The sequence below is a fragment of the Novosphingobium album (ex Hu et al. 2023) genome (genome assembly GCF_022832385.1).
GTDB classification, from domain to species: Bacteria; Pseudomonadota; Alphaproteobacteria; order Sphingomonadales; family Sphingomonadaceae; genus Novosphingobium; species Novosphingobium album.
Window position 1 is genome coordinate 63,191 of record NZ_JALHLE010000016.1, and the last position, 24,175, is coordinate 87,365.

Consider the following 24,175-nt stretch of genomic DNA (forward strand, 5'->3'; position numbering starts at 1 on the left):
AAAAGACAGTCGTCGCGGCGGGGCCGTCCGGGACTGCCCGGGAGGGGCAAATATGGCGCTCAGGGGACTCCCTGATAGCGTCATAGTCACCGGCTACAGACATTATACGTTACCTGGGAGACAACCTTTGTTGTACTGGGGTAGGACGAAACTGACGTATTTCTGCCGTTCTTTGGCGCCAGAAACACTACGTCACAAAAGCGTAACATCATGGTCATAGAGGCGTCGCCGTTGTGTAACTGAACGTTCACGAAAGGACCTGGACGTGAAAAATATTTTGGGGCCGTCAGCACTGGCTGTCGTAGTTTCGCTTGGCTGGGCCCTGCCGACACCGGCAAGCGCTGCCGATACCGCTTCGATCCAGCAGGAACTCGCAGCGATGCGCGCCCAGATGCAGGCGATGGCGCAGCGAATCGATTCGCTTGAGGACGAACTGGCAGCGGCGAAGGCCGAAGCCGCCTCTGCCACGCAGGTCGCCGAAAATGCGACGCAGGCCGCCGTTGCGGCCAAGGCCGCTGCTGAAAAGCCTTCTCCGGTGAAGATTGCGTTCAAGGGGGCTCCGCAGATCAGCACGGACGATGGCTGGAGCTTCAAGCCGCGCGGCCGCATGCAGCTGGACATCGGCGGTGTGGACGGGCCCTCGGGCCTGACCTCCAGCCAGCAGGCGCACCTTGGCACCAGCGCCGAGTTCCGCCGAATCTACCTGGGCTTCGATGGCTCGATGCCGGGCGGCTTCGGCTACCGCGTGGAGATCAACGTCGCCAACTCCGACGTGTCGATCAACGACATGTACATGACCTACAAGGCCAGCCGGAACGTCAACCTGACGCTGGGCAACCAGAAGCCCAACTGGGGTCTGGAGGAAATGACCTCCGACCTGTTCACCAGCTTCATGGAGCGCAACAGTTTCTCGCAGGCGTTCGGTTTCGAGCGCCGCGTCGGCCTGAACGCCGAATACAACGGCAAGGGCGTTGTGGCGCAACTGGGCGTCTTTACCGACGATCCCAACACGCTGGGCAGCGATACCTACAAGTCGTGGAGCGTCGATGGCCGTTTGGTCGCGATGCCCAAGGTCGCGGGCGGCACGCTGCATCTGGGCGGCTCGGCGCACTTCCGCAAGCTCAACGACGCGATCCCTACGGTCACCTATCAGGCGCGCCCGTTCCTGCACACGACCGATCTGCGTTTCGTCAAGGCGGGCATCACCGATGCGACGGAAGAGCGCGGTCTCGGGCTTGAGGCGGCCTATATCAACGGCCGTTTCCACGCGACGGCGGAAAGCTTCTGGCAGACCGTCCGCCGCACCGGGTTCAAGGACCCGACCTTCAATGGCGGCTATGCGGAAGTTGGCTACATGCTGACCGATGACACGACCGCCTACAAGAACGGCACCTATGACCGCATCAAGCCCAGGCATGGCCTGGACAAGGGCGGCATGGGCGCGATCCAGGTGAATGCCCGCTACGACTGGCTGGACCTGACCGACGCCGGCATCCTGGGCGGCCACCAGCAGACCGCGGGCATTTCTGCGCTGTGGGTGCCGACCGACTACGTTCGTTTCATCCTCAACTATGGCCATGTCTGGGTGAAGGACGCACCCGTCACCGCCGATGGCGATGCCAGCTACGGCGCCGATGCCCTGGGCATGCGCGCGCAATTCGACTTCTGATCCCATTGCGGCGCGGCCAGGGCATCGCCTCGGCCGCGCTTGCAACCCGGCAACCCTGCGCCTAGAGCAAGCCAACCTTGCGATCGCGAATCCCGTGGGGATTCCCTGTCGCGGAATGACGCAGGAATTGGCCGAAAACCCAGCATTTTTCAGCAAATTTCAGGAATGGCACACAATGTCACTTCTTGGTCATAGAAGTGTCATTGTATCCCAATAGGGGCGTTCCAGAATTAAGCCCAAGGGGTAAGTCTATGCGTTCGACCAACACCATCATCTTTGCTGCCGTTTCCGTGCTTGCGCTTAGCGCTTGTGGCGGGTCGGGCGGTTCCGCTTCCGGCGCGCGCGATTACGTGACCGCCGTCGGCTCCTCGACCGTCTATCCGTTCGCGACCGCGGTCGCCGAGACCTTCGCCAAGGAAGGCCACAAGTCCCCCGTGATCGAATCGACCGGCACGGGTGCGGGCATGAAGCTGTTCTGCGCCGGCGTTGGCGCCCAGCACCCCGACATCGAAGACGCCTCGCGCCGCATGAAGAAGTCGGAATACGAACTCTGCCAGAAGAATGGCGTGACCGAGGTCGTCGAGGTCCAGGTCGGCATCGACGGCATCGCTTTCGCGGAAGACAAGAAGGGCCCCGGCTTCGAGCTGACTCCCACCGACATCTACAAGGCGCTGGCCGCCAATCCGTTCGGCAAGCCCAATACCTCCAAGACCTGGAAGGATGTGAATCCGTCGCTGCCGGCAGAACCGATCCTGGTCTATGGCCCGCCGTCGACCTCGGGCACGCGTGACGCGCTCAAGGAGCTCATCATGGAAGCGGGCTGCAAGAGCGATCCGGCCATGGACAAGCTCAAGGATGCCGACAAGGACAAGTACGAGGCGACCTGCCACGACATCCGTGAAGACGGCCCCTATGTCGATGCCGGCGAGAACGACAACCTGATCGTTCAGAAGCTGTCGCAGAACCCCAAGGCGATCGGCATCTTTGGCTATTCCTATCTTGAAGAGAACATCAACACGCTGAACGGCATCGCGCTTTCGGGCGTGAAACCGACCTACGACGCCATCGCCGACTTCAGCTATCCGGGCGCGCGTCCGCTCTACATCTACATCAAGAAGCAGCATCTTGGCCCGATCAAGGACCTCAAGGCCTATGCCGATGCATGGACCAAGGCATGGGGCCCCGACGGCTACCTCAAGCCCAAGGGCATGATCGTCGCCACCGACGATGTGCGCCAGAAGAATGCTGAAATCATCGCCAACATGACGCCGCTCGACCCGAGCGTGCTGAAGTAAGGCCGGGACGCAAGACAAGGTAACAAGGGGCAGCACGGCCAGTTATGATTCTTACAGGAGTACTCCTGGCCGTGATCGGCCTGGGCTTCGTCGGCTGGTTTGCCGCGCGGGGCCGGGCCCGGTTGCTCTATACTGGCCGGGGATCGATGCATTCGATGCCCGGCTATCATGGCTGGCACATGGCGCTGTGGATTCTTGTCCCGGCGCTGCTGGCCTGGGCGGCATGGTCGGCGATCATGCCGGGCCTGGTGGACGGGGCGGTACTGGCCGATCCCATAGCCGCGCAGCTTCCCGATGGGGACATGCACCGGGCCTCGATCCTCGCTGACGCCCGCAACATGGCTGCCAATCCCGACGCCGTGGCGTTCGATCCGCTGGCGCAGGAACTGGCCGTGCCGATGCGGGCCGCGCAATCACGCTTCGGCATGATCGGCGGCATTCTGGTCCTGATCGTGGCACTGGCCGGCGGCGGCTATGGCTTTACCCGCGTTCGTGCCGGCTTTCCGGCGCGCACCCATGTCGAGCGCGCGGTGCTGGCGCTACTGCTGATCGCCTCACTGATGGCGATCCTGACGACGTTCGGCATCGTCGCCTCGCTGCTGTTCGAAGCCGGGCTGTTCTTCAAGGACGTCTCGCCGATCGCGTTTCTCACCGGCACCCACTGGGCACCGGGCAATGCGCGCGGCGTCGATATCGACGGTAACTTCGGCGCGGTCCCGCTGTTCTGGGGCACGATCTACATTGGCGCGATCATCGCCATGCTGGTGGCGATTCCGCTTGGCCTGATGAGCGCGATCTACCTCACGCAATATGCGTCCAGTTCGATCCGCAAGTGGGTCAAGCCGATCCTCGAGATCCTCGCGGGCATCCCCACCGTGGTCTACGGCTACTTCGCCGCGCTGACGGTGGCCCCGCTGATCCGCGACACCGCGGCCTCGCTCGGTGTCGCCAACCCCTCGACCGAAAGCGCGCTGGCCGCGGGCCTCGTCATGGGCGTGATGATCATTCCCTTCGTCTCCTCGATGGCAGACGACGCGCTCGCCGCCGTCCCGCGCGCGATGAGCGACGGTTCGCTGGCGCTGGGCGCGACCCGGTCGGAAACGATCAAGAAGGTGCTGCTGCCCGCCGCGCTGCCCGGCATCGTCGCGGGTGTGATGCTGGCAATCAGCCGTGCCATCGGCGAGACCATGATCGTGGTCATGGCCGCGGGCGCTGCGGCGCGTCTTTCCGCCAACCCGCTCGCATCGATGACGACGGTGACCTACCAGATCGTCCAGATGCTGACCGGTGACCAGGAGTTCAACAGCCCCAAGACGCTGTCCGCCTTCGCGCTGGGTCTGGTGCTCTTCGTCGTCACCCTGATCCTCAACATCATCGCCCTGCGCGTCGTGAAACGGTTCCGCGAAGCTTATGAGTAACTCCACTTTCAACTCGCCGGAGTTCAACAAGCGGCTGGCCCGGCGCCACGCGGCAGAGCGCCGCTTCAAGCTGATCGGGCTTGGTGCCATCGTGATCAGCCTCGCCTTCCTGGCGCTGCTGCTGTTCATCATGATGCGCAACGGCCTGGGTGGCCTGAACTGGGATTTCCTCTCGGGTTCGGACTCCACTGATCCGCATGTCGCGGGCATCTGGGGCGCGGCCAAGGGCTCGATCCTGACGATGCTGGTGACGCTGCTGCTCTCGTTCCCGATGGGCGTGCTCGCTGCGATCTACCTTGAGGAATTCGCGCCGCGTTCGCGCTGGATCGAGCTGGTCGAAGTCTCGATCAACAACCTGGCCGCGGTGCCTTCGATCATCTTCGGCCTGCTGGGTCTTGCCGTCTTCATCAACACGCTGGGCATGCCGCGCTCCTCGCCGCTGGTCGGCGGCCTCACGCTGGCACTGATGACGATGCCGGTGATCGTCATTTCAGGCCGCAACGCGATCAAGGCGGTGCCGCCCTCGATCCGCGACGCCGCGCTGGCGGTGGGCGCGTCCAAGGTGCAGGCGGTGTTCCACCACGTGCTGCCGCTCGCGCTGCCGGGCATCCTCACTGGCACTATCATCGGCATGGCCCGCGCACTGGGTGAAACCGCGCCGCTGCTGATGATCGGCATGCGTGCCTTCATCGTCACGCCTCCGGACGGGATCACAGCTCCCTCCAGCGTGCTGCCGATGCAGATCTTCCTGTGGTCTGACGAAATCGACAAGGCTTTCGTCCAGAACACTTCCGCCGCCATCATCGTCCTGCTGGTCTTCCTGCTGGTGATGAATGGCCTCGCGATCTACCTTCGAAACAAGTTCGAAGTGCGCTGGTAGGGACATGAACGAAACCAAGCTTATCGCCCGCAACGTCGACGTTTTCTATGGCCCCAAGAAGGCCATCGACAATGTTTCGATCGATATCGACAACGGCATCGTCACGGCCTTCATCGGCCCGTCGGGCTGCGGCAAGTCGACCTTCCTGCGTTCCTTGAACCGCATGAACGACACGATCGCCGGTGCCCGCGTGACCGGCGAGATCCTGCTCGACGGCGAAAATATCTATGCGCCCACCATGGACCCGGTCGCCCTGCGTGCGCGCGTCGGCATGGTGTTCCAGAAGCCGAACCCGTTTCCGAAGTCGATCTACGAGAACATCGCCTATGGCCCGCGCATCCACGGCCTGGCGAACTCGAAGGCCGAGATGGACGCGGTGATCGAAAGCTCGCTGACCAAGGCGGGCCTTTGGGACGAGGTTAAGGACCGCCTGACCGACGCCGGCACTGCGCTTTCGGGCGGCCAGCAGCAGCGCCTGTGCATTGCCCGCGCGATTGCCGTCAGCCCCGAAGTGATCCTGATGGACGAGCCCTGTTCGGCGCTCGATCCCATCGCGACCGCCAAGATCGAGGAACTGATCGACGAGCTGAAGGAAAACTACGCGATCGTCATCGTTACCCACTCGATGCAGCAGGCCGCCCGCGTGTCGCAGCGCACGGCCTTTTTCCACCTTGGCAACCTCGTGGAGTATGGTGAGACCAGCGAAATCTTCACCAATCCGCGCGAAGAAAAGACCAAGGACTACATTACCGGCCGCTACGGCTGAGAAGGAACACGCCATGGTAGATCATACCGTCAAGGCATTCGATTCAGAGATCGGCCAGCTTCGCGGCCTCGTCGCCGAAATGGGCGGGCTGGCCGAAGTCGCCATCCGCGATGCCATCACTGCGCTCGTCCAGCATGACGAGGACCTTGCCAGGCAGGTGGTCGCCGCCGATGCACGGCTCGATGCGCTGGAAGCAGAAGTGGACCGTCTTGCCGTCCGCACCATCGCCCTGCGCGCGCCGATGGCCGACGATCTGCGCGACGTAATCGCCGCGCTCAAGATCTCCGGCGTGGTCGAGCGTATCGGCGACTACGCCAAGAACATCGCCAAGCGCGTCTCGGCACTCGAGGGCCGCTACAAGATCGAGCCGGTCACGCTGGTGCCGACGATGGCCGAGATCGCCGAGAGCATGGTGCGCGATGTCCTCAACGCCTATGGCTCGCGCGATGCGACGCTGGCGGTAGAGGTGATCCGCCGCGACCAGAAGCTGGACCAGTTCTACAACACGCTGTTCCGCTCGCTGGTGACCCACATGATGGAGAACCCGGCGACGATCACCAGCGCCGCCCAGTTGCTCTTCATCGCCCGCAACCTGGAACGCATCGGCGACCACGCGACCAACGTCGCCGAGATGGTCTACTATGCCGCCACGGGCGAATACTGCACCGAGCGCGACAGCCAGACCGATGATACGGGATTGAGCGCATGAACCCGACCGTTCTTGTCGTCGAGGACGACACCGCCCTGTGCGAACTTCTCACCTGGAACCTCAGCGCCGAAGGCTATGAGGTGCGCTCCACCGCCGACGGCGAAGAAGCCTTGCTGATGGTGCGCGAGCAGACGCCCGACGCCATCGTGCTCGACTGGATGATCGAGCAGGTACCCGGCATCGAGGTCTGCCGCCAGCTGCGCAAGGACAAGGAAACCGCGCAGGTTCCGATCATCATGCTGACCGCGCGCGGCGAGGAAGAGGACATGATCCGCGGCCTCAAGACCGGCGCGGACGACTACGTGACCAAGCCGTTCTCCCCGCGCGAACTGATGGCCCGCATCGAGGCGCTGCTGCGCCGCTCGCGCCCCTCGCTGGCCGGCTCTGTGCTGCAGTGGGGCGACATCGAACTCGACGCCACCAGCCACCGCGTGCGCCGTGGCGGCGAGCCGCTGCATCTCGGCCCGACCGAGTTCCGCCTGCTGCGCTACTTCATGGAACGCCCGAACCGCGTCGTCTCGCGTCAGCAGATCCTCGACGGCGTCTGGGGCATGGACTCGGACATCGACGAACGCACCGTGGACGTCCACATCCGCCGCCTGCGCAAGGCGATCAACCGCTCAGGCGACACCGACCCCATCCGCACCGTGCGTGCCGCGGGTTACGCGATGGACGTGAACTGAGGCGCGCATTGGCCCACGTCCGCTCGTCCTGAGCTTGTCGAAGGACACCGGAGCAGCGCTTGTTCGACACCCCCTTCGGGCTGGCTGCTTGCAGCAGCCGCTCAGGACAGGCTGCGACAAGCTCAGGGTGAGCGGTGAATGGGGCTGTGTACAGCGAGTGCGGTACTGATCGCTCCCGCGCCTTGCCGGGCAGCCCGGCCGAACTAATGTCGCCCCCACGCAACGTGGGACAGGCGCATGACTGGCAAACTCGGCTTCGGCTACCTCTACGATTTCCGCAATCCGGCCCAATGGCAGCGCGCGCCCGAGGCGCTCTACAGCGAAATCCTCGATACCGTCGCGGAAACCGAGGCTCTTGGCTTCGACGGCGCCTGGGTGCCCGAGCATCACCTGGCTGACGATGGCTACATCTCCTCGCCGCTGGTCGCGCTTGCAGCCATCGCCGCACGAACCAGCCGTTTGCGGCTCGGCTCGGGCATTGCGCTGGGCCCGCTCTATGAACCGCTGCGCTTTGCCGAGGATTGCGCGGTGCTCGATGCGCTGTCCGGCGGCCGCCTCGCGATGGGGCTCGCGATCGGCTACCGCGCCCGCGAATATGCCGCCCACGGCCTCGATTTCACCAAGCGCGGCGCCCGCTTCGACGAGTTCCTGCACGTGGTGCGCCGCCTTTGGGATGGCGAGACGGTCAATTTCGAGGGCAGGTTCTTCAACCTGAAAGGGGCAAAGGTCCGTCCGCTCTCCAGCCGTGGCCAGATCCCGCTCTACATCGGCGGCTTTGCGCCCAGGGCGATGGAGCGTGTGGCGAAATATGGCGACGGGTACTTCGGCAACGCCGATATCTGGCCGCTCTACAGGGAGAAGCTGGAAGAGCAGGGCAAGGACCCGGCGCAGGCGAAGATCTGGATTCAGGGCCTGATGATGGTCGTCGCGCACGACAAGCAGGCCGCGCTGGATGAACTCGCGCCCTACTATCACCACGTCAACAACGCCTATGGCGAATGGATGAGCGAGGACGTGGTCGAGGGAAAGGGGGCCATCGGTGTAGAGAACGCCGCGATCAAGCCGATGGACCTCGATACCTTCAAGGCCAGCGGCATCCTGCAGATCCTGACGCCCGAAGAGGCCATCGCCTATTTCAACCGCCTGCTGGAAAAGGCGCCGGTGGAGCATTTCACGATGATGATGCCCCCCGGGCTTCCGGCGGAGCGCTTCTTCGCCTATGCGCAGACATTCGCAAGGGAAGTGATCCCGGCATTCCGGTGAGGGCGAATTGGCAAGCGGCGCGGAAGACAAGGTGACAGGCGAAGACCGGCGCGGGGGCAGCCCGCAGTCGGTGACTCGCGTGATCCGTCTGCTTGAAGCGCTGTGCGCAAGCAACGAGGCGGTTTCGCTGGCCGATCTCAGCCGCCGCCTCGCCACGCCCAAGAGCAGCCTTGCCGCGCTGCTGCGCGGGCTGGCGGACGAGGATCTGGTGGTTTCGACCGACGGCGCCTGGCGGCTCGGCCCCGGCGCCTTCGGCCTCGGCAGCGCGTTGACCGAGGCGCGGCGGCGGCTGCACAGCTCGGACCTGATCCGCGAAGGCATGCGCCGCCTGTGCGAGCGGACCGGCGAGACCGTGCTGCTCATGGTGGGCGACCACGAAGGCGACATGGTCACGTACGTCGATCTGGTCGAAAGCCGCAATGTCGTGCGCTATTCGGTCGCGATCGGCGACCGGCGGCCGTTTTACGCGACAGCGGGCGGCCGCGCCCTGCTGGCGACCTGCTCGCCCGAAGCGGTCACGTCCTACCTCAAGCGTGTCGCGCTCGAACGCATGGCGCGCAGCACGGAAATCAAGCCCGCCGCACTGGCGCAGGCAGTCGAACAGGCGCGGCAGGATGGCTATGCACAGACCGTCGATCAGGCGGCGGACGGCGTCACCGGCACCGCCAGCGTGATCCGCGACGCGGCGGGCGGCGTGGTCGGCGCGCTCGTGGTGGCCGCCCCCAGCGAACGCGCGCAGGGCCGTCTGGACGAACTGGCGCGTCTGGTAGTGGATGAGGCGGCAGCGATTTCGCGGAGTCTGGGGTTCCGGTAGGGCAAAAGGGCAGACTGTATGACTGCTAATTGGTGATTTCGCCCAATAGCAGACGTTCCGGATACGATGACAAAGCTGACATGACACCGTCGTTCAAGTCCTTCACAACTCGATCTATTACGGCCGTTGAGGCTTCTCCGTGGAGAGCGTTTGTTGAAACTTCTCGTGACAATAGATGACTGGATTAGGGACTGGACATTCAAATCCGAAGAAGGTCGCAGGAGGTGGTCGGCCTTTAATGGACTGAAAAGCAAGGGATTCTGGAAGTTTGTTGTCTTCTGCTTGGGTCCTTTGTCGTTTATATCGTTAATAATTGAGAGCTTCTTCGGAAAAGGTGCATCCAGTAGCTTCGTGCTTGTTGTCGTAGTGCCGCTCTCGCTACTTCTTTTTTCGAGGATGCGCGCTCATCGGGAAATGTTCAATTCGAACGCTGAACAGTAGCAGAGTGAGATTGAGCGTTACCAAGGAAGGGCAGTTCCCCCCGACTTTCCTGCCTTTGATCTATTTGTCGGGACCTCCTGCAAAGCGGCCTGCCGCTCAGCTACCCATCGCCAGCATCCGCTGCAAACTCCCCCCAAACCCGCGCAAGGCCCACAAGTGCAGGAAATTGGTCGAGACGAGCAGGAAGCCCTCGACCACCTTGTCGCGCCGCAAGAGCGGGTCGAACGGCCCTTGCGCATGGCCGATATCGGGCATCCGGGCGGTGATCAGCGCGGGCAGGTCCATCATCAGCGCGAGGCCGGTGATCGCCAGCGACAGGTCGAAATGCAGGTCGAGCAGTCCAGCGGTGAGATCTGGGCCGCCGTGCGCGGCGAGCTCGCTCCGGTAGTGGTCGAGCAGGCCGTCCAGTTCCGCTTGCAGGAACCGGATGGGCGAGGCGGAGAGGCCGCCCCACAGGCCGGTCGCCAGGTTCATCGGCCGCACCATGCCCCAGTCGAGCAGTCCGCAGTGCAGCGTCCCGCCGGACTCGCGCCAGAACCATGCGTTGTCGATATTGGCGTTCCAGTGGCACAGGGCGACAAAGCGGGGATCGGCGTGGAAGAACCGGCGCACGGCGCCTTCGTGCTGCAGAATGGCCAGCGCTTCGGCTTCGAGCCGGGCGGGGAAGGCCGGATCAGTCAGGGTTTCGGGGAAGAGCTGTGGATGCTGCGCGAGGAACGTGCCCAGCGCTGCGACCTTGGCGCGCAATTCCTCTGGGCCATAGGCGATGGGCAGATCGGCCTGCGCTGCCTCGCGGTCGTAAGGGAACAGTGCCTCCACCTCCGGTGAAAGCGCGCCCCGGTGCTGCGCCGCCGCCAGCCGGGCCTGTGCGGAAACCAGCACGCGGTAGTATGCGAGCGGATCGGGCAGCAGGTGGTCCATGCACTTCTCGTGCAGCGGCTCGATTGCCCCTTCGCCGAAGGCGATCCGTTCGGTGATCAGCAGGCCGGTGCCGCTTTTCGCCTCGAAATCGCCGAAAACCGCGCGGGGCACGGCGAGTGGGAAGGCGGGCAGGCGCGAGAGCGCGGCGAGGCGCACTTCGCCGTCGAGCTCGGCGCGGCGGCGGTCGCGGAAGGGATCGGCGAAATCGCGCGAGAACTTGGCGAAGAGGCGGCGCGGCAGGCCTGCCTCTGCGCGCGCATAGGTCACATCCAGCAGCGCCTTCTGGCCCGAATTGCCGCCCGCGAAGATTTCGAACCGGTCGGCCGAGACCACCCGGTTGTCCGCCGACAGCGTGCCGTAGGCCTGCATCGCGCGGGTCAGGAACTGTTCGGGCGCGGCGCGCAGGTCCTCCGCACTGGCGGGCATCAGGATACCGGTGGTGTCTCCGGTGGCGGTCCGGTTCATTCCACCTCGAACACCAGCAGCACGTTGCCCGGCATCTTCGAGACGAAGCCATAGCCGGACGAGACGATGAGCTGGCCGTGATCGGCGATGGGCGCCGCGCCGCCGCTCATGGCGCCGCCTTTCGCGGGCACGCCGTTCACGGTGGTGAAGTCCCGCGCCACGTCGAACTGCCAGAGCTGCTCGCCCGTCGCGGCGTCGAGAATGCGCATGTAGCCGTCATCGCCCCCGGCCAGCACCATGTCGGGGGTGACCGTGAAGGCGCCGCTGTTGCCGGGCAGGCAGAGCGGGCGGCCCTCGCAGACCTTGTCCGGCGCGGGTGCGTCCCACAGTGTCCTGCCCGTTGCAAGGTCGAGCGCGTGGATACCCGGCGCGGGCGGGAAGGGGCGTTGCACGAAGTCGGGCATGTCGCTGATGCCGACATAGACCCGGCCGCTGTCAGCCGCGAGCCCGAAGTGGACGCCGCCTGCCATGCCGCCGCGCCCGACCTGCCGCTTCCACGCCAGCTTGCCCGTTTGCGCATCGACGGCCCAGGCAATGCCGGACTTCTGCCCGCCAAGCACATAATCGCGCCCGTCCTTGCCGGTGGCGAGGATCGGTAGGGCGCCGAAGTCGAAGTCGGGCCCGGCATCTTCGGGGCAATTGTCCGGATCGGGAGTGACGCAATCGACGTTCCAGGCATCGCCCGAGAGCGCCTGGAAGTGCCATTTGAGCGCGCCCGTCCCGAGGTCCATCGCCACGAGTGCATCGGAAAGTTCAGTGGCGGGATGGGTGTAGTTGTCGCCCGTGGCCACGATCAGGTTGCCGCGCTTCGGATCGATCGCGATCCCGGCCCAGACAGGCACGCCCGAGGGGCCGAGAAACTTTCCGCCGTCCTGCGGTTCCGGTTCGCCGACAAGCCATGTCCGCCTCTTCTCCGCGCCGGTGCGGGCATCGAGCGCCAGCACCGACCCGCGGAACGAGCAGCACTTGTATCCGGGACTTGCGGCGGCGGCCTCTTCCAGCGAGGAAACTGGCACGTAGAGCGTATCGCCGTAGAGCGCCGGGGCAGCGGTGATGACGGTGGCGGGATGCTCGTCGACATGGACTTTCCACACCAGCTTGCCGGTGAAGGCCTCGACAGCATAGGCATTGCCCGTCCAGTCGCCGAAATAGGCCAGCGGCACGGCCTTGGCGTCATCCGCCTGCCACGGGGAGAGAACGATGGCAGTGCGCACTTCCGAGCCCGCGTTGAAGGTCCAGCGGGTGCAGCCGGTCGCGCGGTCGAGCGCATAGACCTTGCCGCCCTGACTGCCAACGAACACGGCCCCGCCGCCCAGCGCCGGTTGCGAACGAGCACGGTTGGCGAGGGGGAAGCCGAAGGCCCATTTCAGCTTGAGCTTGCCAAGGTCCGCCTTGCCGATTCCGGCCTGCGCGGTGGAGACTGAATGGGTAGCGGCGAGATCGAGCCCGGCGCCGGCAAAGGCGGGTACCTGCTTGCGGTCGAACAGGGCGTGATCGGGCGTGCAGGGCGGCGGTTCGGGCAACGCGGCCTCGGCCGTGCCCAGCGCGCGGCCGGAGAGGTGCTCGGCTACTTGTACCTTCTGCTCGGTGCTCAGGGTGGAACCCTGCGCCTTCATAGCGCCGTCCGTCAGCGCTGCGACAATGGCATCGGGCGTCATGTAGCTGAGCAGCACGCGGGCAGGGGCACGTCCCGCGCCGGTGTCGTGACAGGCGGCACAAGTGCTTCGGTAGATCGCCCCTCCTTCAGGGAACAGGTCGTGCGCCGAAGCCACGCCGGGGGTGTTCTCCACGGTCTTGTCCGAGGCGGTTGCGGTGAAAGGTCCAGCGACCGCGAGGAGAGTTGCCAGAAGCCCAAAGACCAGGGCAACAAGCCGTGGCGGGCGCAACGCGTGGTGCGGCTCCATGAAAATTCCCTCTCCCGAATCCTTGTCCGGGTGATGGAACAGCAATTGGCGCGGGTGGTCAAACGCCAGGCAGCAGGTAAACCGCCTACGCGGCGCTTTTCAGCGCCGTGTCCTGCTCACTCACCGCGGCGGCGATGGCGCACAGGAACTGGTCGGTGGCGCGTTCCCACGAATAGAGCGCACCCATCGCCGCAGCATGAACGCGTTCAACGCACAAGGCGGCGGTGATGGCATTCTCGAGGCTTTCGTCGATGGCGCCGCCGGGGTGGGGCAGCCGCGTCTCGACGCCGCAACCGTCGGCGCCAAGGATGTCGATGGGGCCGGTCACCGGGTAGGCCGCGACCGGCGTTCCGCAGGCCAGTGCCTCGATCACGACGAGGCCGAAAGTGTCGGTCAGGCTAGGGAACACGAAACAGTCGGCGGCGCGATAGGCCGAGGCGAGTTCCTCGCCGGCCAGCGCGCCGAGGAACAGCACGTCGGGATAGCGGCGCTTCAGGCTCTCCAGCGCGGGGCCGTCCCCCACCACGACCTTGCTGCCGGGCACATCGGCGGACAGGAAGGCTTCGAGGTTCTTTTCCGGCGCGACACGGCCAACGTTGAGCAGGACCGGGCCGGGCAGGGCAGCCATCGCCGGGTGACGGGCGCCGTCAGGCTTGAAGAGGCTATGGTCGATACCCCGGCTCCACGGCCGGGTATGGCCGATGCCGCGCGTGGCCAGTTCATCCGCGAGGCTCTGGGTGGACACCAGCACGGCACTGCTCGGCGCGTGGAAGCGCTGCAGGATCGGCCAGAAGTATTCGGCGGAAAGGCCGGTGCGCACCGCCGCATATTCGGGAAAACGGGTGTGGAACGCGGAGGTGAACGGCACCCCGCGCGAAAGGCACCAGCCCCGTGCCGCCCAGCCGATCGGGCCTTCGGTGGCGATATGGACGATCTCCGGCGCGGCCCTGTCGAGCATGCGGCGCACGCCGAAGCGGGGCGCCATGGCCAGCCGGATCGAAGCATAGCCCGGCATGGGCACGGTCAGGAAGCGGTCGGGGGTGATCGTCTCGACACTGTGCCCGCGCGCGCGCAGTTCATCGAGCGTGGCGGACAGCGAGCGGACGACGCCGTTGACCTGGGGCAGCCAGGCGTCGGTCGCCAGCGCCAGTTTCACGCGCCGGCCTCCGCAGCAGTGACTGGAGCACCCAGTTCGCTGACTGTCATGTCGCTGGCGTGGCCGCCGGTCTCGGCAACCCAGTCGATGATCGCGATCTGACCTTCGAAGTCCTCGGTCAGCGCCGTGCAGCTTTCGACCCAGTCGCCGTCGTTATAGTAGGTGATGCCGCCGAACTGGCGGATCTCGGCGCAGTGGATGTGGCCGCAGACGACGCCGTCGAACCCGCGGCTGACCGCTTCGGCGGCGACCGCTTCCTCGTAGCTGCACACGTACTGGACGGCGTTCTTCACCTTCTTCTTCATGTAGGCGGAGAGTGACCAGTAGGGCATGTGCAGGCGGCGGCGCACGGCGTTGAAGGCGATATTGGCGCGCAGCAGCATGCCGTAGGCCTTGTCGCCCAGGAACGCGAGCCACTTGTGGTAGAGCACGACGCCGTCGAAGGCATCGCCATGCGTGACCAGCAGCTTGCGGCCGTCAACCGTTTCGTGGACCGCCTCCAGCGCCAGTTCGACCCCGCCGAAAGTCAGGCCGGCATAGTCGCGCAGCATCTCGTCATGGTTGCCCGCGATGAACACCACCCGCGTGCCGCGATGCGCCATCTTGAGGATGCGGCGGACCACTTCGTTGTGGGCGTCGGGCCAGTACCAGCCCTTGCGCAGGCGCCAGCCGTCGACAATGTCGCCAACGAGGTAGAGCGTCTCGCACTGGACCGAGCGCAGGAAATCGACCAGCAGCGCGGCGTTGCAGCCGCGCGTGCCGAGATGGATGTCGGAAATCCAGATCGTGCGGTACTTGCGCTTGGGGCGGAAGCCCTTGGGATCGGGAATGTCCAGCCACGCCGGAATGCCGGTTGCCGGCCGGGTGTACTGATCGAGAAGAGTGTCCACTTCGGTTCGCATCGCTCGGTTGCCCCCGGTTGCTAGCGAAGTTTGTCATGGCAGAACGGCGTTGCGCAGCCGTGACGGTTGCGGGTCAGTTCCGTGACAATCCACATGGATTGCAGTTGTTTTGCAGTTTTCACACTTACGTCACCAATACGTCACCCGTTCGTCATAATCGACGGGCAGACAGCCGCCGTGTTAACCGGGCAGGGGCGATGCGGCGGATCGATATATTGCTGGCGAGCGAGCTTTCCGGGGGCCTTGCGGCTTTCCGGCATGACGAGTTTGACGTCGTTCTTCATCGCTGGACCGACTTTGCCGAATTGCCCCTGATCGAGGGGGCGCTCTGGATCTTCATCGACTGGGTCCTGCCCGAAATGTCCGGGCTGGAACTGTGCCGGCGCCTGCGTGCGGACCCTCTCACGGCCCATGCGCATGTGACCATGGTGCTCGAGGAAGACAATCTGGAAGATCGCAAGCGCGCGCTGCGCATGGGGGCGGACGACTACATGGTCGGCCCGCTCACCCGTACGGCGCTTCTCGACCGGGTGCTGGGCGCCAGCATCGGCGATCAGGACAGCACGGGCATCCGCGTCGTCGCGCAGGGTGATCTGACGGTCGATGTTGCGGCGTTCCAGGCGCGCTGGCAGGGCAAGCCGATCTCGCTGATGCCGAACGAACTGCGCCTGCTGCGCTACTTCATCGAGCATCCGGGCCGTGTGTTCAGCCGCGGTCAGCTCATATCCGCGCTCGGCAAGCAGGAGCCGCCGGTGGACGAGCGCACCGTGGATGTGTGGATCGGGCGTCTGCGGCGTGCGCTGAAGAGCGCGGGCGCGGGCAATCCGCTGCGCACCGTGCGTTCGCTGGGCTATGTCTTCGATACGGTCTAGGCGGCCGGAAGACTGAATCCCCCGGCCGCCTGCGCACTGTTTACCGTGTTCTGTGTAAACCCGTTCGCGTTCAGAATTCCGACCAGTCTTCGCTGGGGTCGGATTTGAGCGCGAGATTGCCGTCGAAGGCGGGCGGTGGCGGTGCCTTGCGGGTGGCCGGGCGCGGCGTGCTCACCGGTTTGGGCGCGCTGAGTTTCTGAACCGGCGCAGCGCTGCTGCTGAAGCGGAACTGGCCGACGACCAGCGAAAGCTCGCGGGCTTCGTCCGACAGCGATCGCGTCGCGGCGCTGGCTTCCTCGACCATCGCGGCGTTCTGCTGGGTGACCTGATCGAGCTCGCCCATCGCGGCGTTGACCTGTGTGAGGCTGGCGGCCTGACTTTGCGAGCTTTCGGCGATCCCCGAGATCTGCGCATTGACCTCGCCAATGCGGGCAACGATCTTGGAGAGCAGGGCCCCGGTCTCGCCGACCAGCTTGACGCCGCTTTCGACCTGCTCCGACGATGCCGTGATCAGCGCGCTGATGTCCTTTGCGGCATCGGCCGAACGCTGGGCGAGGGCGCGCACCTCGTTGGCGACCACGGCGAAGCCCTTGCCGGCATCGCCGGCGCGTGCCGCTTCCACGCCGGCATTGAGCGCCAGCAGGTTGGTCTGGAACGCGATCCCGTCGATGACGCCGATGATCTGACGGATTTCCTGCGCCGAATGTTCGATCGCGCCCATGGCATGGACCGCGCGGTCGACGACTTCGCCGCCTTCGGTGGCTTCGCGGTGGGCATTGGAAATCGAGTGCTGGGCACCGACCGCGGCGGTTGCGGATTCGTTGACACCCTGCGTCACCTGATTCATCGCGGCCGTCGTTTCCTCGAGGCTGGCGGCCTGCTGTTCGTTGCGGCGCGACAGGTCGTCGGACGCGGTATGGATTTCCGAGGCTCCCGTCAGCACGGCGCTCGCCGTGCGCTGGACGGTGGAAATCGTGTCGGTGAGCGATGTCACGGCGCGGTTGAAATCCTGACGCAGTGCTTCGTATTCGCCCGGGAAGACTTCGCGGATCTCGCAGTCGAGGCGGTTGCCGGACAAGGACTTGAGCGCTTCGCCGAGACGGTTGACGACGACTTTCTGGCTCTCGGCGTTCTTTTCCACCTGAACCGCATTGTCGCGGAATGCGGACATGGCCTTGGTCATGCGGCCGACGCAGTCCTCGTAGTCGGTATACTGCACTTCGCTGCGGGTATCCCCGGCTGCGAGGGCTTCCATGCGCACGACGGTGTTGACGTAGGGAGTGCAGATCCGCTCTCCGGAAATGAGCACGGTCGCGAAGATGGCAGCGCAGGCTGCACCAGCCATGGCGATGAGGGCAACTCCAGGCAGCGTTCCGCTCACGGCCATCACCGTGGTGGCAAGACATACAAGGCCCAGTCCGGTGTGGACAATCAGCAGAGCCTTGAATTTCTCGCGGATAGGGGCCTTCTTTTCGAACCAGTCTAGCATGTGTCGATCCTTGTTGGGGAAGCTGCGACGGTTGCATATGGCTGGAAGCCGTGCGCCGAAGTCCTTGGGCAATCTGTCAAGTTAAACAATTGCCACGACCTAGTAGCTTGTGATTGAAAGTATTGGATGATTTTTGGTCTACGCAATTTTGCGTAAACGTCTGGTGGAAATCGCTCAAAAATCCACCTGATGGCCTTGCGCTTGAAGGGACGTCGAAAAATGGTGGGTTGAGCGGTGAATTGTGTCGGACGTCATCGTTTCCAGTGGCTGCTCCAAAGAGCTTAATTGGGAATAATACTTTTATCCGATATCCGTATTTGTCTGCAGCAGCAGTGGGGCTGCAGCACCCGATCTGGCATTTTGTTAAACCCGCGCGCCTTGTGCCTTGAGAAACGCCATGCTGCCTTCAATGCGCGCGTCTATCGGTGGTTGCAGACCTGATCCTGCACCGTTCAGCCGTGACGTGAGTTCGGTGAACTGCCGGGGGCGCGCAACTTCACCGGCCCGGTACAGGGCTACGAGGTAGCGCTTTCCCAGCCACCGCTCGGCCACGAGGCTTGTCGCGAAGATTGAGGCGGCCGGATCGGCAACGCGCGCCAGCTGCCGCGTGATGGCCTCGACGTCTTCAAACAGGTGGAGCATGCCCGGGCACAGAACGCTGCCGAACGCCTGATCCCGGAAAGGCAGTGCGGTGAGGTCAGCCTGAACGAGAACCACCTGATCGGGCACGCGCCCGGCCAGTTTGACCAGTCTGCCCCGTGCAGCTCGCAACATGTCCGTGGAAAGATCGACGAGAACGGTCGGGCGACGCGCGACGGCGTGAACGGAAGCGGTCGAAACCAGCGTCCCGCAGCCTGCGTCGAGTAATGGCCCCGTTCCCGAATTCGCAGCCTCGGCTGCGAAGGCCGTGTAGGAAGCAGGCGACGTGCCCCAGGCAAGGTGATTGTAGATCCGGCTGCCGATCAGGTGGTCGTAAAGTCGGGCGCGTCCGTCATATGGCTGCGATACGGTATCGGTCGGCATGACGGACCAGATGCCGTCCTCGATCAGGCGCGCCGTCCGGCCGGCGGCCAGAAGGTCTTCGAGAAAGTTCGGAGCCGTCATGGGGGGAGGCCTATCAGTTCGTGCGCCTTGGGCAAGCCATGGTCTCTGCTTCCTTTGCGGCAATCGCCGTCAGATCCAGCCTGCCGTCTGCGCCAGCAGCCACAGGCCAATTGCAAGAAAGAGAAGCGCCGCGATCATGCGCACGGTGGCCAGCGGCACACGCCGAATGATTTCGTGGCCGAGGAACACGGCCGGTACGTTGGCGATCATCATGCCCAGCGTGGTGCCGGTCATCACCGGGATCACGCTCTGGAAGCGGGCGCCCAGTGCGATCGTGGCGAGTTGGGTCTTGTCGCCCATCTCGACGACAAAGAAAGCAATGGTCGTGGCCAGGAACGGGCCGAACCGGTGGGGCTTTGCTTCCTCGTCCTCGTCGAATTTGTCCGGGATCAGCGTCCAGCCGGCCATCAGGATGAAGCTCGCGGCGACGAGATAGCGGAACCACAACCCGTCGAGGAAGGCCGAGGCCTGCTCTCCTGCCAGCGCAGCGAGGAAGTGGTTCGCGAGCGTTGCTACCAGAATGCCTGCAATGATCGGCCAGGGGCGGCGGAAGCGGGTGGCCAGCACGATCGCAAGCAACTGGGTCTTGTCGCCGATCTCGGCGAGAGCGACCACGGCGGTAGAGGTGATGAGGGCTTCCAAGCAGGTTCTCCGGGCCGGGCGGGCAGTACGCAACAACGCATACGGTGCCCGCCCGGCCGGACGGAACCGCAAGCGCCATTGGTCTCGCCCGAACGGTGGCCCGTCCTTCCGTGCGCCATGGCCTCTCGGCCAAGTATGTTGACGACGGGTTCCGCCGGGGACGGGCGGATGGCTACTCCCCAGATGACTGCGGACTGCCTAGGCGATGTACGCCTTTCAGGGAAGACGAAAAAAAGCCCGGTCGCATTGCTGCGACCGGGCCGTTCAGGTGCCGTCGGAAGGGCAGGGGCCTTCCGGTGAGAAACGGATCAGAACTTGATCGAGGCCGAGGCCGAGAACATGCGGCCGAGGTCATAGGTGTTGTAGTTGACCTTGCCGTCGTCGAACTTCTGGTATTCGAAGTGGCCACGGCCGGTCAGGTTGCGGCCTTCCAGCTTGAGCTCGATTTCCTTGTCGCCGATCATGAAGCCCTGGCGGATCACCACGTCGATGGTCAGACCGGGGTATTCGAAGATGTCGGGCTGGCCCGAGTTGGCAAGACCGCGGCTGACCGCGCGCTTGCTGGCGTAGTTGAGCAGGATCGTCTGCTGCGACAGGCTCTCGGTGTCTTCCAGGCCGATCTGCACGTTGGCGATGTGTTCGGACTGGCCGGTGAGCGGTGCACCATCGACGAAGTAGTCGGTGGCCAGCGACGTGCCGGTACCCGCGCCGTAGACGCGAACGGTATCGTTCTCGCCCACTTTGATCTTCGACTTGGTGTAGGTGTAGTTGCCGATCAGGACGAGCCTGCGGTTCTCGAAGAACTTGCCGCCCATGCCATCGAGGTAGACGTACTTCTGCAGTTCGACCTCGGCGCCGTAGAGGTTCGCGGTCGGTGCGTTGGCATAGGACGTGACGAAGGTTTCCGTTCCGGTCAGGAAGGATTCGATCGGCTTGTCGATCTTCTTGAAGAACGCACCGAGCGAAACCCGCTGATCACGCGCGAAGTACCATTCGAAACGGGCTTCGGCGTTGGTCAGCTTGCTGTCTTCCAGATACGGGTTGCCCTGGTAGGTGCGGTTGGTGTCCGGATCGTAGAACGGTTGGTACAGCAGTTCGCGGAACTGCGGGCGGGCAATGGTCTTGGAACCGTTGAGGCGAACCTGCATGCCGGGTTCGATCTCGTAGGTCAGCGTCACCGCCGGCAGGAAGTACTCGTTCTTGAGGTCGGTCGCCTTCGTCGGGTCTGCGCCGATCGGGCGCAGGATCGTCGATTCCTTGGCATATTCCCAGCGCACGCCGGCATCGATCGACAGCTTGTCGGTCAGCTGGCCATCGGCCTTGGCGTAGAACGCGTGGTTGAGCAGGCGGGAATCGAAGAGGGCCGTACCGGCGTCGGGTTCACGCAGTTCCAGCGTGTAGTTGACGTCGTAGTCCGACAGGTACCACGTGCCCGGCTGCAGCAGGACATCGAGCCGCAGCAGGCCGAAGTTCGAGATCTGCGTCGCGTCGCCGCTGGCATAGATCGCGAAGGACCGGCGCGAGTTGGTGCGGGTGTTGATCTGATAGGCATAGCCCACCGTGCCCGACCATGCCGAACTGAAGTTGTGCGTGACGTCGGCGCCGGCCGACCACACGTCTTCGTTCAGCCGCGAGAAGGAGACCGTGGTCGGGTCCTGGTTGCCGTTGCCGAGGCGGTTGACGAAGTCAGCGCCGTAGTCGTCGGATTCCACGTTCGTGCGCAGGTATTCCGCCTCGATCTCGAACGGCGCGAGGCGCTTCGAGTTCGCATAACCGGCGCGCACATCGATCTTGGTGTCGTCGGCCGGCTTGAACTCGCCCACGAACTGGGTGTCGATCAGCTGACGCTCATACCAGCCGGTCGACTGGCGCATGTAGTCGGCCTGCAGGTTGTTCTCGCGCTTGCCGAGGCTGAGGCCGGTGTGCTTGACGGTGTCGTGGATGTAGACGTTGGTCCAGCGGATCTGGTTGTCGCCCCATTCGAGGCCCAGGCCGAGCAGGCCATTGCCGACAATGCGGTTGTCGGTGTTGATGGCGTTGAAGTTCTCGAACAGCTGGTCCGCGGCAGCCGTGGTGCCCTGTGCACGCTGGCGGATGATGTCGCGGGTCTGCGTCGTGTTCGAATATCCGGCCGCGGCAATGACGCCGAGCGTGGCCCCGCCCAGATCGAACGAGGTGCCCGCCGTCAGGTTGCCGGAAAAGTTCGGCTGGGTCTTGTTGACCTTCTGGATCACGGCGTTGCGGCCGTTGACCAGATAGCCGCCGAGTTCCTTGGCCTGATCGCTGGTGGGATCGATGACGGTGTTGCTGTTGAAGTAATCCTGCAGCACCGAGGGGATGTTGCGGTTGCCGTTATCCCAGCCCGTCCAGTCGGTCTTGCTGCCGTAGTAGGTGTAGCTGAGCTTGTCGGTGGTTTCGGTGTCCCAGGTGAAGCCGCCGCCGATTTCGAGGAAGCTCTCGTCCGGGATGGCCTGGGTGGTGAGGTTGATCACACCGCCGCCGAATTCACCGGGGAAGTTCACCGAGTAGCTCTTCTGGACAAGCGAAGAGGCGACGATGCTGGTCGGGAACAGGTCGAGCGGGACCACGCGCTTGAGCGGTTCGGGGCTGGGCAGCGGCGAGCCGTTGAGCAGCGCCAGCGAATAGCGGTCGCCAAGACCGCGAACATAGACGTAGCCGTTGCCGACAACCGACAGGCCGGTCACGCGGCCCAGGGCGCCTGCGATGTCGCCTTCGCCGGTGCGCGCGATTTCCTCGGAGGACAGGACCGAGATGACTTCCGGCGCGGTCTTCTGGATGTTGCGGTTGCGCTGACCGGTAACGATGATGGCACCGCCCGGCACCGAAATATCGGGAGCCGTCTGCTCTTCGGCGGTTTCGTCCGCAGGGGACGATGCCTGGGTGTCTTCATCGCTCGAAGCGGTCGGCGGTGTGCTTTCCTGTGCCCAAGCCACGGACGGCGTCAGGATCGAGGTGGAAAGCAGCAGCAGCGATACAAGCCGCGGCTTGGTCATTGGATGTCCCCCTGGAACAAGTACATGAAGCGAATGAGGGGGCGGCCGAAATGGACCGCCCCCTCTGTCGTTTTTTATTGGGCGGCCGGATCAGGTGGTCGGCAGAGCCGTGCAGCTCTCACCCGAACCGAAGTCGGCCGTGGCGTTGTCGCAGGTCCAGCCGGTGTACCAGGTGTCCGACGAACCGCTGACGGCGCCGATGTAGCTCACCGCGTCGAAGTACGAAGAGATGGTCTGGATGCTGGCGTAGGCAGTGACGCCGCTCTCGTTGGTGCCGTTCACGAAGGTGCTGGTAAGCGTCGAGGTGAACGAGGTGTTGTTGTTCGTTCCCGCAGCGAAAGCATCGGCGGCCGGCGTGGCGCTGGCGTAGGTGCCGGTGTTCAGGAACTTCGTCGAATTGCAGGTCAGGACCGTCGAGTGGACCGTGAGGGTCGCCGGGACGGTGCCCGAGCCGTTCATGCGGACGCATTCGTTGTTCGGCGTGTTGATGATGCCGTTGATCCAGGTGATGTCCGAGTTGCCGCGGATCATGACCGAAGCCTGGTCGTTCGATTCGTTGTTCGAGCTGACGCTGGGCTGCACGCCGGTGAAGTTAGCGAGCGTGGTGACCTGACGCGGCGTGTCGGTTTCGGCGCCGTTCGAGTCGATTTCCATCAGGGCGTCGCCGCCGCCGTCGCGCTGCAGCAGCAGGACGTACTGGAAGAAGCCCTGCAGGCCGGTGTCGAGGTCGATGCTGTCGTCGTCGGCGTTGACCGCGATGTAGTGCTTGAACTGGACCTTGCCGCCGAAGAATTCAGCGCCGTCGTCCGAGCTGTTGACCGACTGGAAGTAGTCGAGTGTGGTGCCCGAGCCGATGCCCTCGGCGGTCAGCGACTGCAGTTCCTTGCCGTTGCTGAGCACGTAGCCCGAGTAACGGATCTGCACGTACTTCATGCTGCCGGCGTTGTAGGCGTTGTCCTGGCCACCGAACACGGCCTTGTTGACCGAACCTTCGGTGTCGCGCTCGCAGGTGCCGGCAGCGGTCGAACCGTAGTTGCAGTCGGTCACGATGCCGCGGCCGAGCAGCACGACGCCGCCCCACTGGCCCTGCGACGAATCGTCGTTCGAACCGCGCACGTTGTCGGCGCTGGTGAAGATGATCGGCTTGGTGGCGGTGCCTTCGGCGTCGATCTTGTTGCCGCGGTTGACCGCGAGCCAGGCGGGTTCGGAGCCGTTTTCGCCATAGAGTATCACGCCCGGGTCGATCGAGAGCGTGACGTTGGTGTCGGCCGACAGGACCTTGCTGCTGCAGCTTGCGGTCGTGGTGGTGAACGTCGCCGTCGAGGTCGGGGCGGTGAAGCCGCCGTCGCAGCCGACGTCAACGCGGCCATGGAGGCGGTACAGCAGGCCATCGACCTTGGGCAGGGTGGTGTTGGCGTCGATCAGGGCCGGCAGCGTGCAGACGCGCCAGGTGCCTTCAGGGCCGCTGATGGTGCCGTCGTTGCTGAGCTGGGTGGTCGCGCCGATGGCCGGGCAGTCGGAAGCCGCGGTGACGGTGGTCGACGTCGGGGTCGGGGTCGGCGTGGGAGTCGGAGTCGGGTTGTTGATGGTGATGCTGCCAGCGCCCGGCGACGAGATATCGTCAGCACCGCAGCCAGCGAGAGCGAGAGCGCTGCAGCCAACGAGCAGCAGACCGGAAATTTTCTTCACGTTGATTCCCCCGTGTTCGAGTCGCGGACGAGGCGGCGATTCCGCCCTCGTTGCAGGCCGCCTCTAGGCGGAGGGGGTG

19 protein-coding genes are annotated in these 24,175 nt (G+C 64.4%); 10 read left to right on the forward strand and 9 right to left on the reverse strand.

From position 1 onward, the window contains the following. Positions 1-265 precede the first annotated feature (265 nt). From MTR64_RS11465 to MTR64_RS11505, 9 genes are all read left to right on the forward strand, one after another. Positions 266-1,669, forward strand: a complete 1,404-nt coding sequence (locus tag MTR64_RS11465) for an OprO/OprP family phosphate-selective porin (protein ID WP_243993912.1) — start codon at positions 266-268, stop codon at positions 1,667-1,669. Between the two features lie 251 nt (positions 1,670-1,920). Then, on the forward strand, positions 1,921-2,964 hold the full coding sequence (locus MTR64_RS11470; protein ID WP_243993914.1) for a substrate-binding domain-containing protein: 1,044 nt from the start codon (positions 1,921-1,923) through the stop codon (positions 2,962-2,964). A 44-nt stretch (positions 2,965-3,008) separates the two neighbouring features. Continuing rightward, positions 3,009-4,382, forward strand: coding sequence for a phosphate ABC transporter permease subunit PstC (gene pstC, locus MTR64_RS11475; protein ID WP_243993916.1), 1,374 nt, complete (start codon positions 3,009-3,011; stop codon positions 4,380-4,382). After that, a complete protein-coding gene (gene pstA / locus MTR64_RS11480) occupies positions 4,375-5,262 on the forward strand; it encodes a phosphate ABC transporter permease PstA (RefSeq protein WP_243993918.1) in 888 nt (295 codons plus the stop codon). The genes pstC and pstA overlap by 8 nt, the downstream gene beginning before the upstream one ends. A 4-nt stretch (positions 5,263-5,266) precedes the next feature. Next, entirely contained in the window at positions 5,267-6,028 is a 762-nt protein-coding gene (pstB, locus tag MTR64_RS11485; RefSeq protein WP_243993920.1) for a phosphate ABC transporter ATP-binding protein PstB, read from the forward strand. Between the two features lie 13 nt (positions 6,029-6,041). Continuing rightward, complete coding sequence (gene phoU, locus MTR64_RS11490) at positions 6,042-6,737, forward strand: phosphate signaling complex protein PhoU (RefSeq protein WP_243993922.1); 696 nt, start codon at positions 6,042-6,044, stop codon at positions 6,735-6,737. Further along, positions 6,734-7,420 carry a phosphate regulon transcriptional regulator PhoB gene (gene phoB, locus MTR64_RS11495; protein ID WP_243993924.1) on the forward strand — a complete coding sequence of 229 codons (687 nt, stop codon included), beginning with the start codon at positions 6,734-6,736 and terminating at the stop codon, positions 7,418-7,420. Before phoU ends, phoB begins: the two co-directional genes overlap by 4 nt. Positions 7,421-7,657: 237 nt before the next feature. After that, on the forward strand, positions 7,658-8,683 hold the full coding sequence (locus MTR64_RS11500) for an LLM class flavin-dependent oxidoreductase (protein ID WP_243993925.1): 1,026 nt from the start codon (positions 7,658-7,660) through the stop codon (positions 8,681-8,683). A 31-nt stretch (positions 8,684-8,714) separates the two neighbouring features. Beyond that, positions 8,715-9,497, forward strand: a complete 783-nt coding sequence (locus tag MTR64_RS11505) for an IclR family transcriptional regulator (protein WP_243993927.1) — start codon at positions 8,715-8,717, stop codon at positions 9,495-9,497. 537 nt (positions 9,498-10,034) lie between these two features. Here the strand turns inward: MTR64_RS11505 and MTR64_RS11510 are convergent. From MTR64_RS11510 to MTR64_RS11525, 4 genes are all read right to left on the reverse strand, one after another. Beyond that, positions 10,035-11,324, reverse strand: coding sequence for a hypothetical protein (locus tag MTR64_RS11510; RefSeq protein ID WP_243993929.1), 1,290 nt, complete (start codon positions 11,322-11,324; stop codon positions 10,035-10,037). After that, positions 11,321-13,228 carry a PQQ-binding-like beta-propeller repeat protein gene (locus tag MTR64_RS11515; protein WP_243993931.1) on the reverse strand — a complete coding sequence of 636 codons (1,908 nt, stop codon included), beginning with the start codon at positions 13,226-13,228 and terminating at the stop codon, positions 11,321-11,323. The genes MTR64_RS11510 and MTR64_RS11515 overlap by 4 nt, the downstream gene beginning before the upstream one ends. A gap of 85 nt (positions 13,229-13,313) precedes the next feature. Next, positions 13,314-14,384, reverse strand: coding sequence for a glycosyltransferase family 4 protein (locus MTR64_RS11520; protein ID WP_243993933.1), 1,071 nt, complete (start codon positions 14,382-14,384; stop codon positions 13,314-13,316). Next, entirely contained in the window at positions 14,381-15,286 is a 906-nt protein-coding gene (locus MTR64_RS11525) for a UDP-2,3-diacylglucosamine diphosphatase (RefSeq protein ID WP_243993935.1), read from the reverse strand. Before MTR64_RS11525 ends, MTR64_RS11520 begins: the two co-directional genes overlap by 4 nt. A 197-nt stretch (positions 15,287-15,483) precedes the next feature. On the opposite strand from MTR64_RS11525, the gene MTR64_RS11530 reads away from it, so the two are divergent. After that, complete coding sequence (locus tag MTR64_RS11530; RefSeq protein ID WP_243993937.1) at positions 15,484-16,158, forward strand: response regulator transcription factor; 675 nt, start codon at positions 15,484-15,486, stop codon at positions 16,156-16,158. Between the two features lie 70 nt (positions 16,159-16,228). Here the strand turns inward: MTR64_RS11530 and MTR64_RS11535 are convergent, their stop codons facing one another. From MTR64_RS11535 to MTR64_RS11555, 5 genes are all read right to left on the reverse strand, one after another. Next, complete coding sequence (locus MTR64_RS11535; protein WP_243993939.1) at positions 16,229-17,647, reverse strand: methyl-accepting chemotaxis protein; 1,419 nt, start codon at positions 17,645-17,647, stop codon at positions 16,229-16,231. Between the two features lie 363 nt (positions 17,648-18,010). Then, the gene (locus tag MTR64_RS11540; RefSeq protein WP_243993941.1) at positions 18,011-18,751 is read right to left on the reverse strand and encodes a class I SAM-dependent methyltransferase; all 741 of its coding nucleotides are present in this window, start codon (positions 18,749-18,751) and stop codon (positions 18,011-18,013) included. Positions 18,752-18,820: 69 nt separating this feature from the next. Beyond that, positions 18,821-19,393 (reverse strand): TMEM165/GDT1 family protein, encoded by a 573-nt coding sequence (locus MTR64_RS11545; RefSeq protein ID WP_243993943.1) that lies wholly within the window; start codon positions 19,391-19,393, stop codon positions 18,821-18,823. A gap of 308 nt (positions 19,394-19,701) precedes the next feature. Then, positions 19,702-22,407, reverse strand: a complete 2,706-nt coding sequence (locus tag MTR64_RS11550; protein ID WP_243993945.1) for a TonB-dependent receptor domain-containing protein — start codon at positions 22,405-22,407, stop codon at positions 19,702-19,704. A 90-nt stretch (positions 22,408-22,497) separates the two neighbouring features. Continuing rightward, positions 22,498-24,096, reverse strand: coding sequence for a hypothetical protein (locus tag MTR64_RS11555; protein WP_243993947.1), 1,599 nt, complete (start codon positions 24,094-24,096; stop codon positions 22,498-22,500). Positions 24,097-24,175: the final 79 nt, after the last annotated feature.

Coding starts and splice junctions, on each gene's coding strand:
- MTR64_RS11500 (WP_243993925.1), top strand. CDS start 7,658: ATGACTGGCAAACTCGGCTTCGGCTACCTCTACGATTTCCGCAATCCG.
- MTR64_RS11530 (WP_243993937.1), top strand. CDS start 15,484: ATGCGGCGGATCGATATATTGCTGGCGAGCGAGCTTTCCGGGGGCCTT.
- MTR64_RS11470 (WP_243993914.1), top strand. CDS start 1,921: ATGCGTTCGACCAACACCATCATCTTTGCTGCCGTTTCCGTGCTTGCG.
- MTR64_RS11550 (WP_243993945.1), bottom strand. CDS start 22,407: ATGACCAAGCCGCGGCTTGTATCGCTGCTGCTGCTTTCCACCTCGATC.
- MTR64_RS11525 (WP_243993935.1), bottom strand. CDS start 15,286: ATGCGAACCGAAGTGGACACTCTTCTCGATCAGTACACCCGGCCGGCA.
- pstA (WP_243993918.1), top strand. CDS start 4,375: ATGAGTAACTCCACTTTCAACTCGCCGGAGTTCAACAAGCGGCTGGCC.
- MTR64_RS11540 (WP_243993941.1), bottom strand. CDS start 18,751: ATGACGGCTCCGAACTTTCTCGAAGACCTTCTGGCCGCCGGCCGGACG.
- phoU (WP_243993922.1), top strand. CDS start 6,042: ATGGTAGATCATACCGTCAAGGCATTCGATTCAGAGATCGGCCAGCTT.
- phoB (WP_243993924.1), top strand. CDS start 6,734: ATGAACCCGACCGTTCTTGTCGTCGAGGACGACACCGCCCTGTGCGAA.
- MTR64_RS11515 (WP_243993931.1), bottom strand. CDS start 13,228: ATGGAGCCGCACCACGCGTTGCGCCCGCCACGGCTTGTTGCCCTGGTC.
- MTR64_RS11535 (WP_243993939.1), bottom strand. CDS start 17,647: ATGCTAGACTGGTTCGAAAAGAAGGCCCCTATCCGCGAGAAATTCAAG.
- MTR64_RS11510 (WP_243993929.1), bottom strand. CDS start 11,324: ATGAACCGGACCGCCACCGGAGACACCACCGGTATCCTGATGCCCGCC.
- pstB (WP_243993920.1), top strand. CDS start 5,267: ATGAACGAAACCAAGCTTATCGCCCGCAACGTCGACGTTTTCTATGGC.
- pstC (WP_243993916.1), top strand. CDS start 3,009: ATGATTCTTACAGGAGTACTCCTGGCCGTGATCGGCCTGGGCTTCGTC.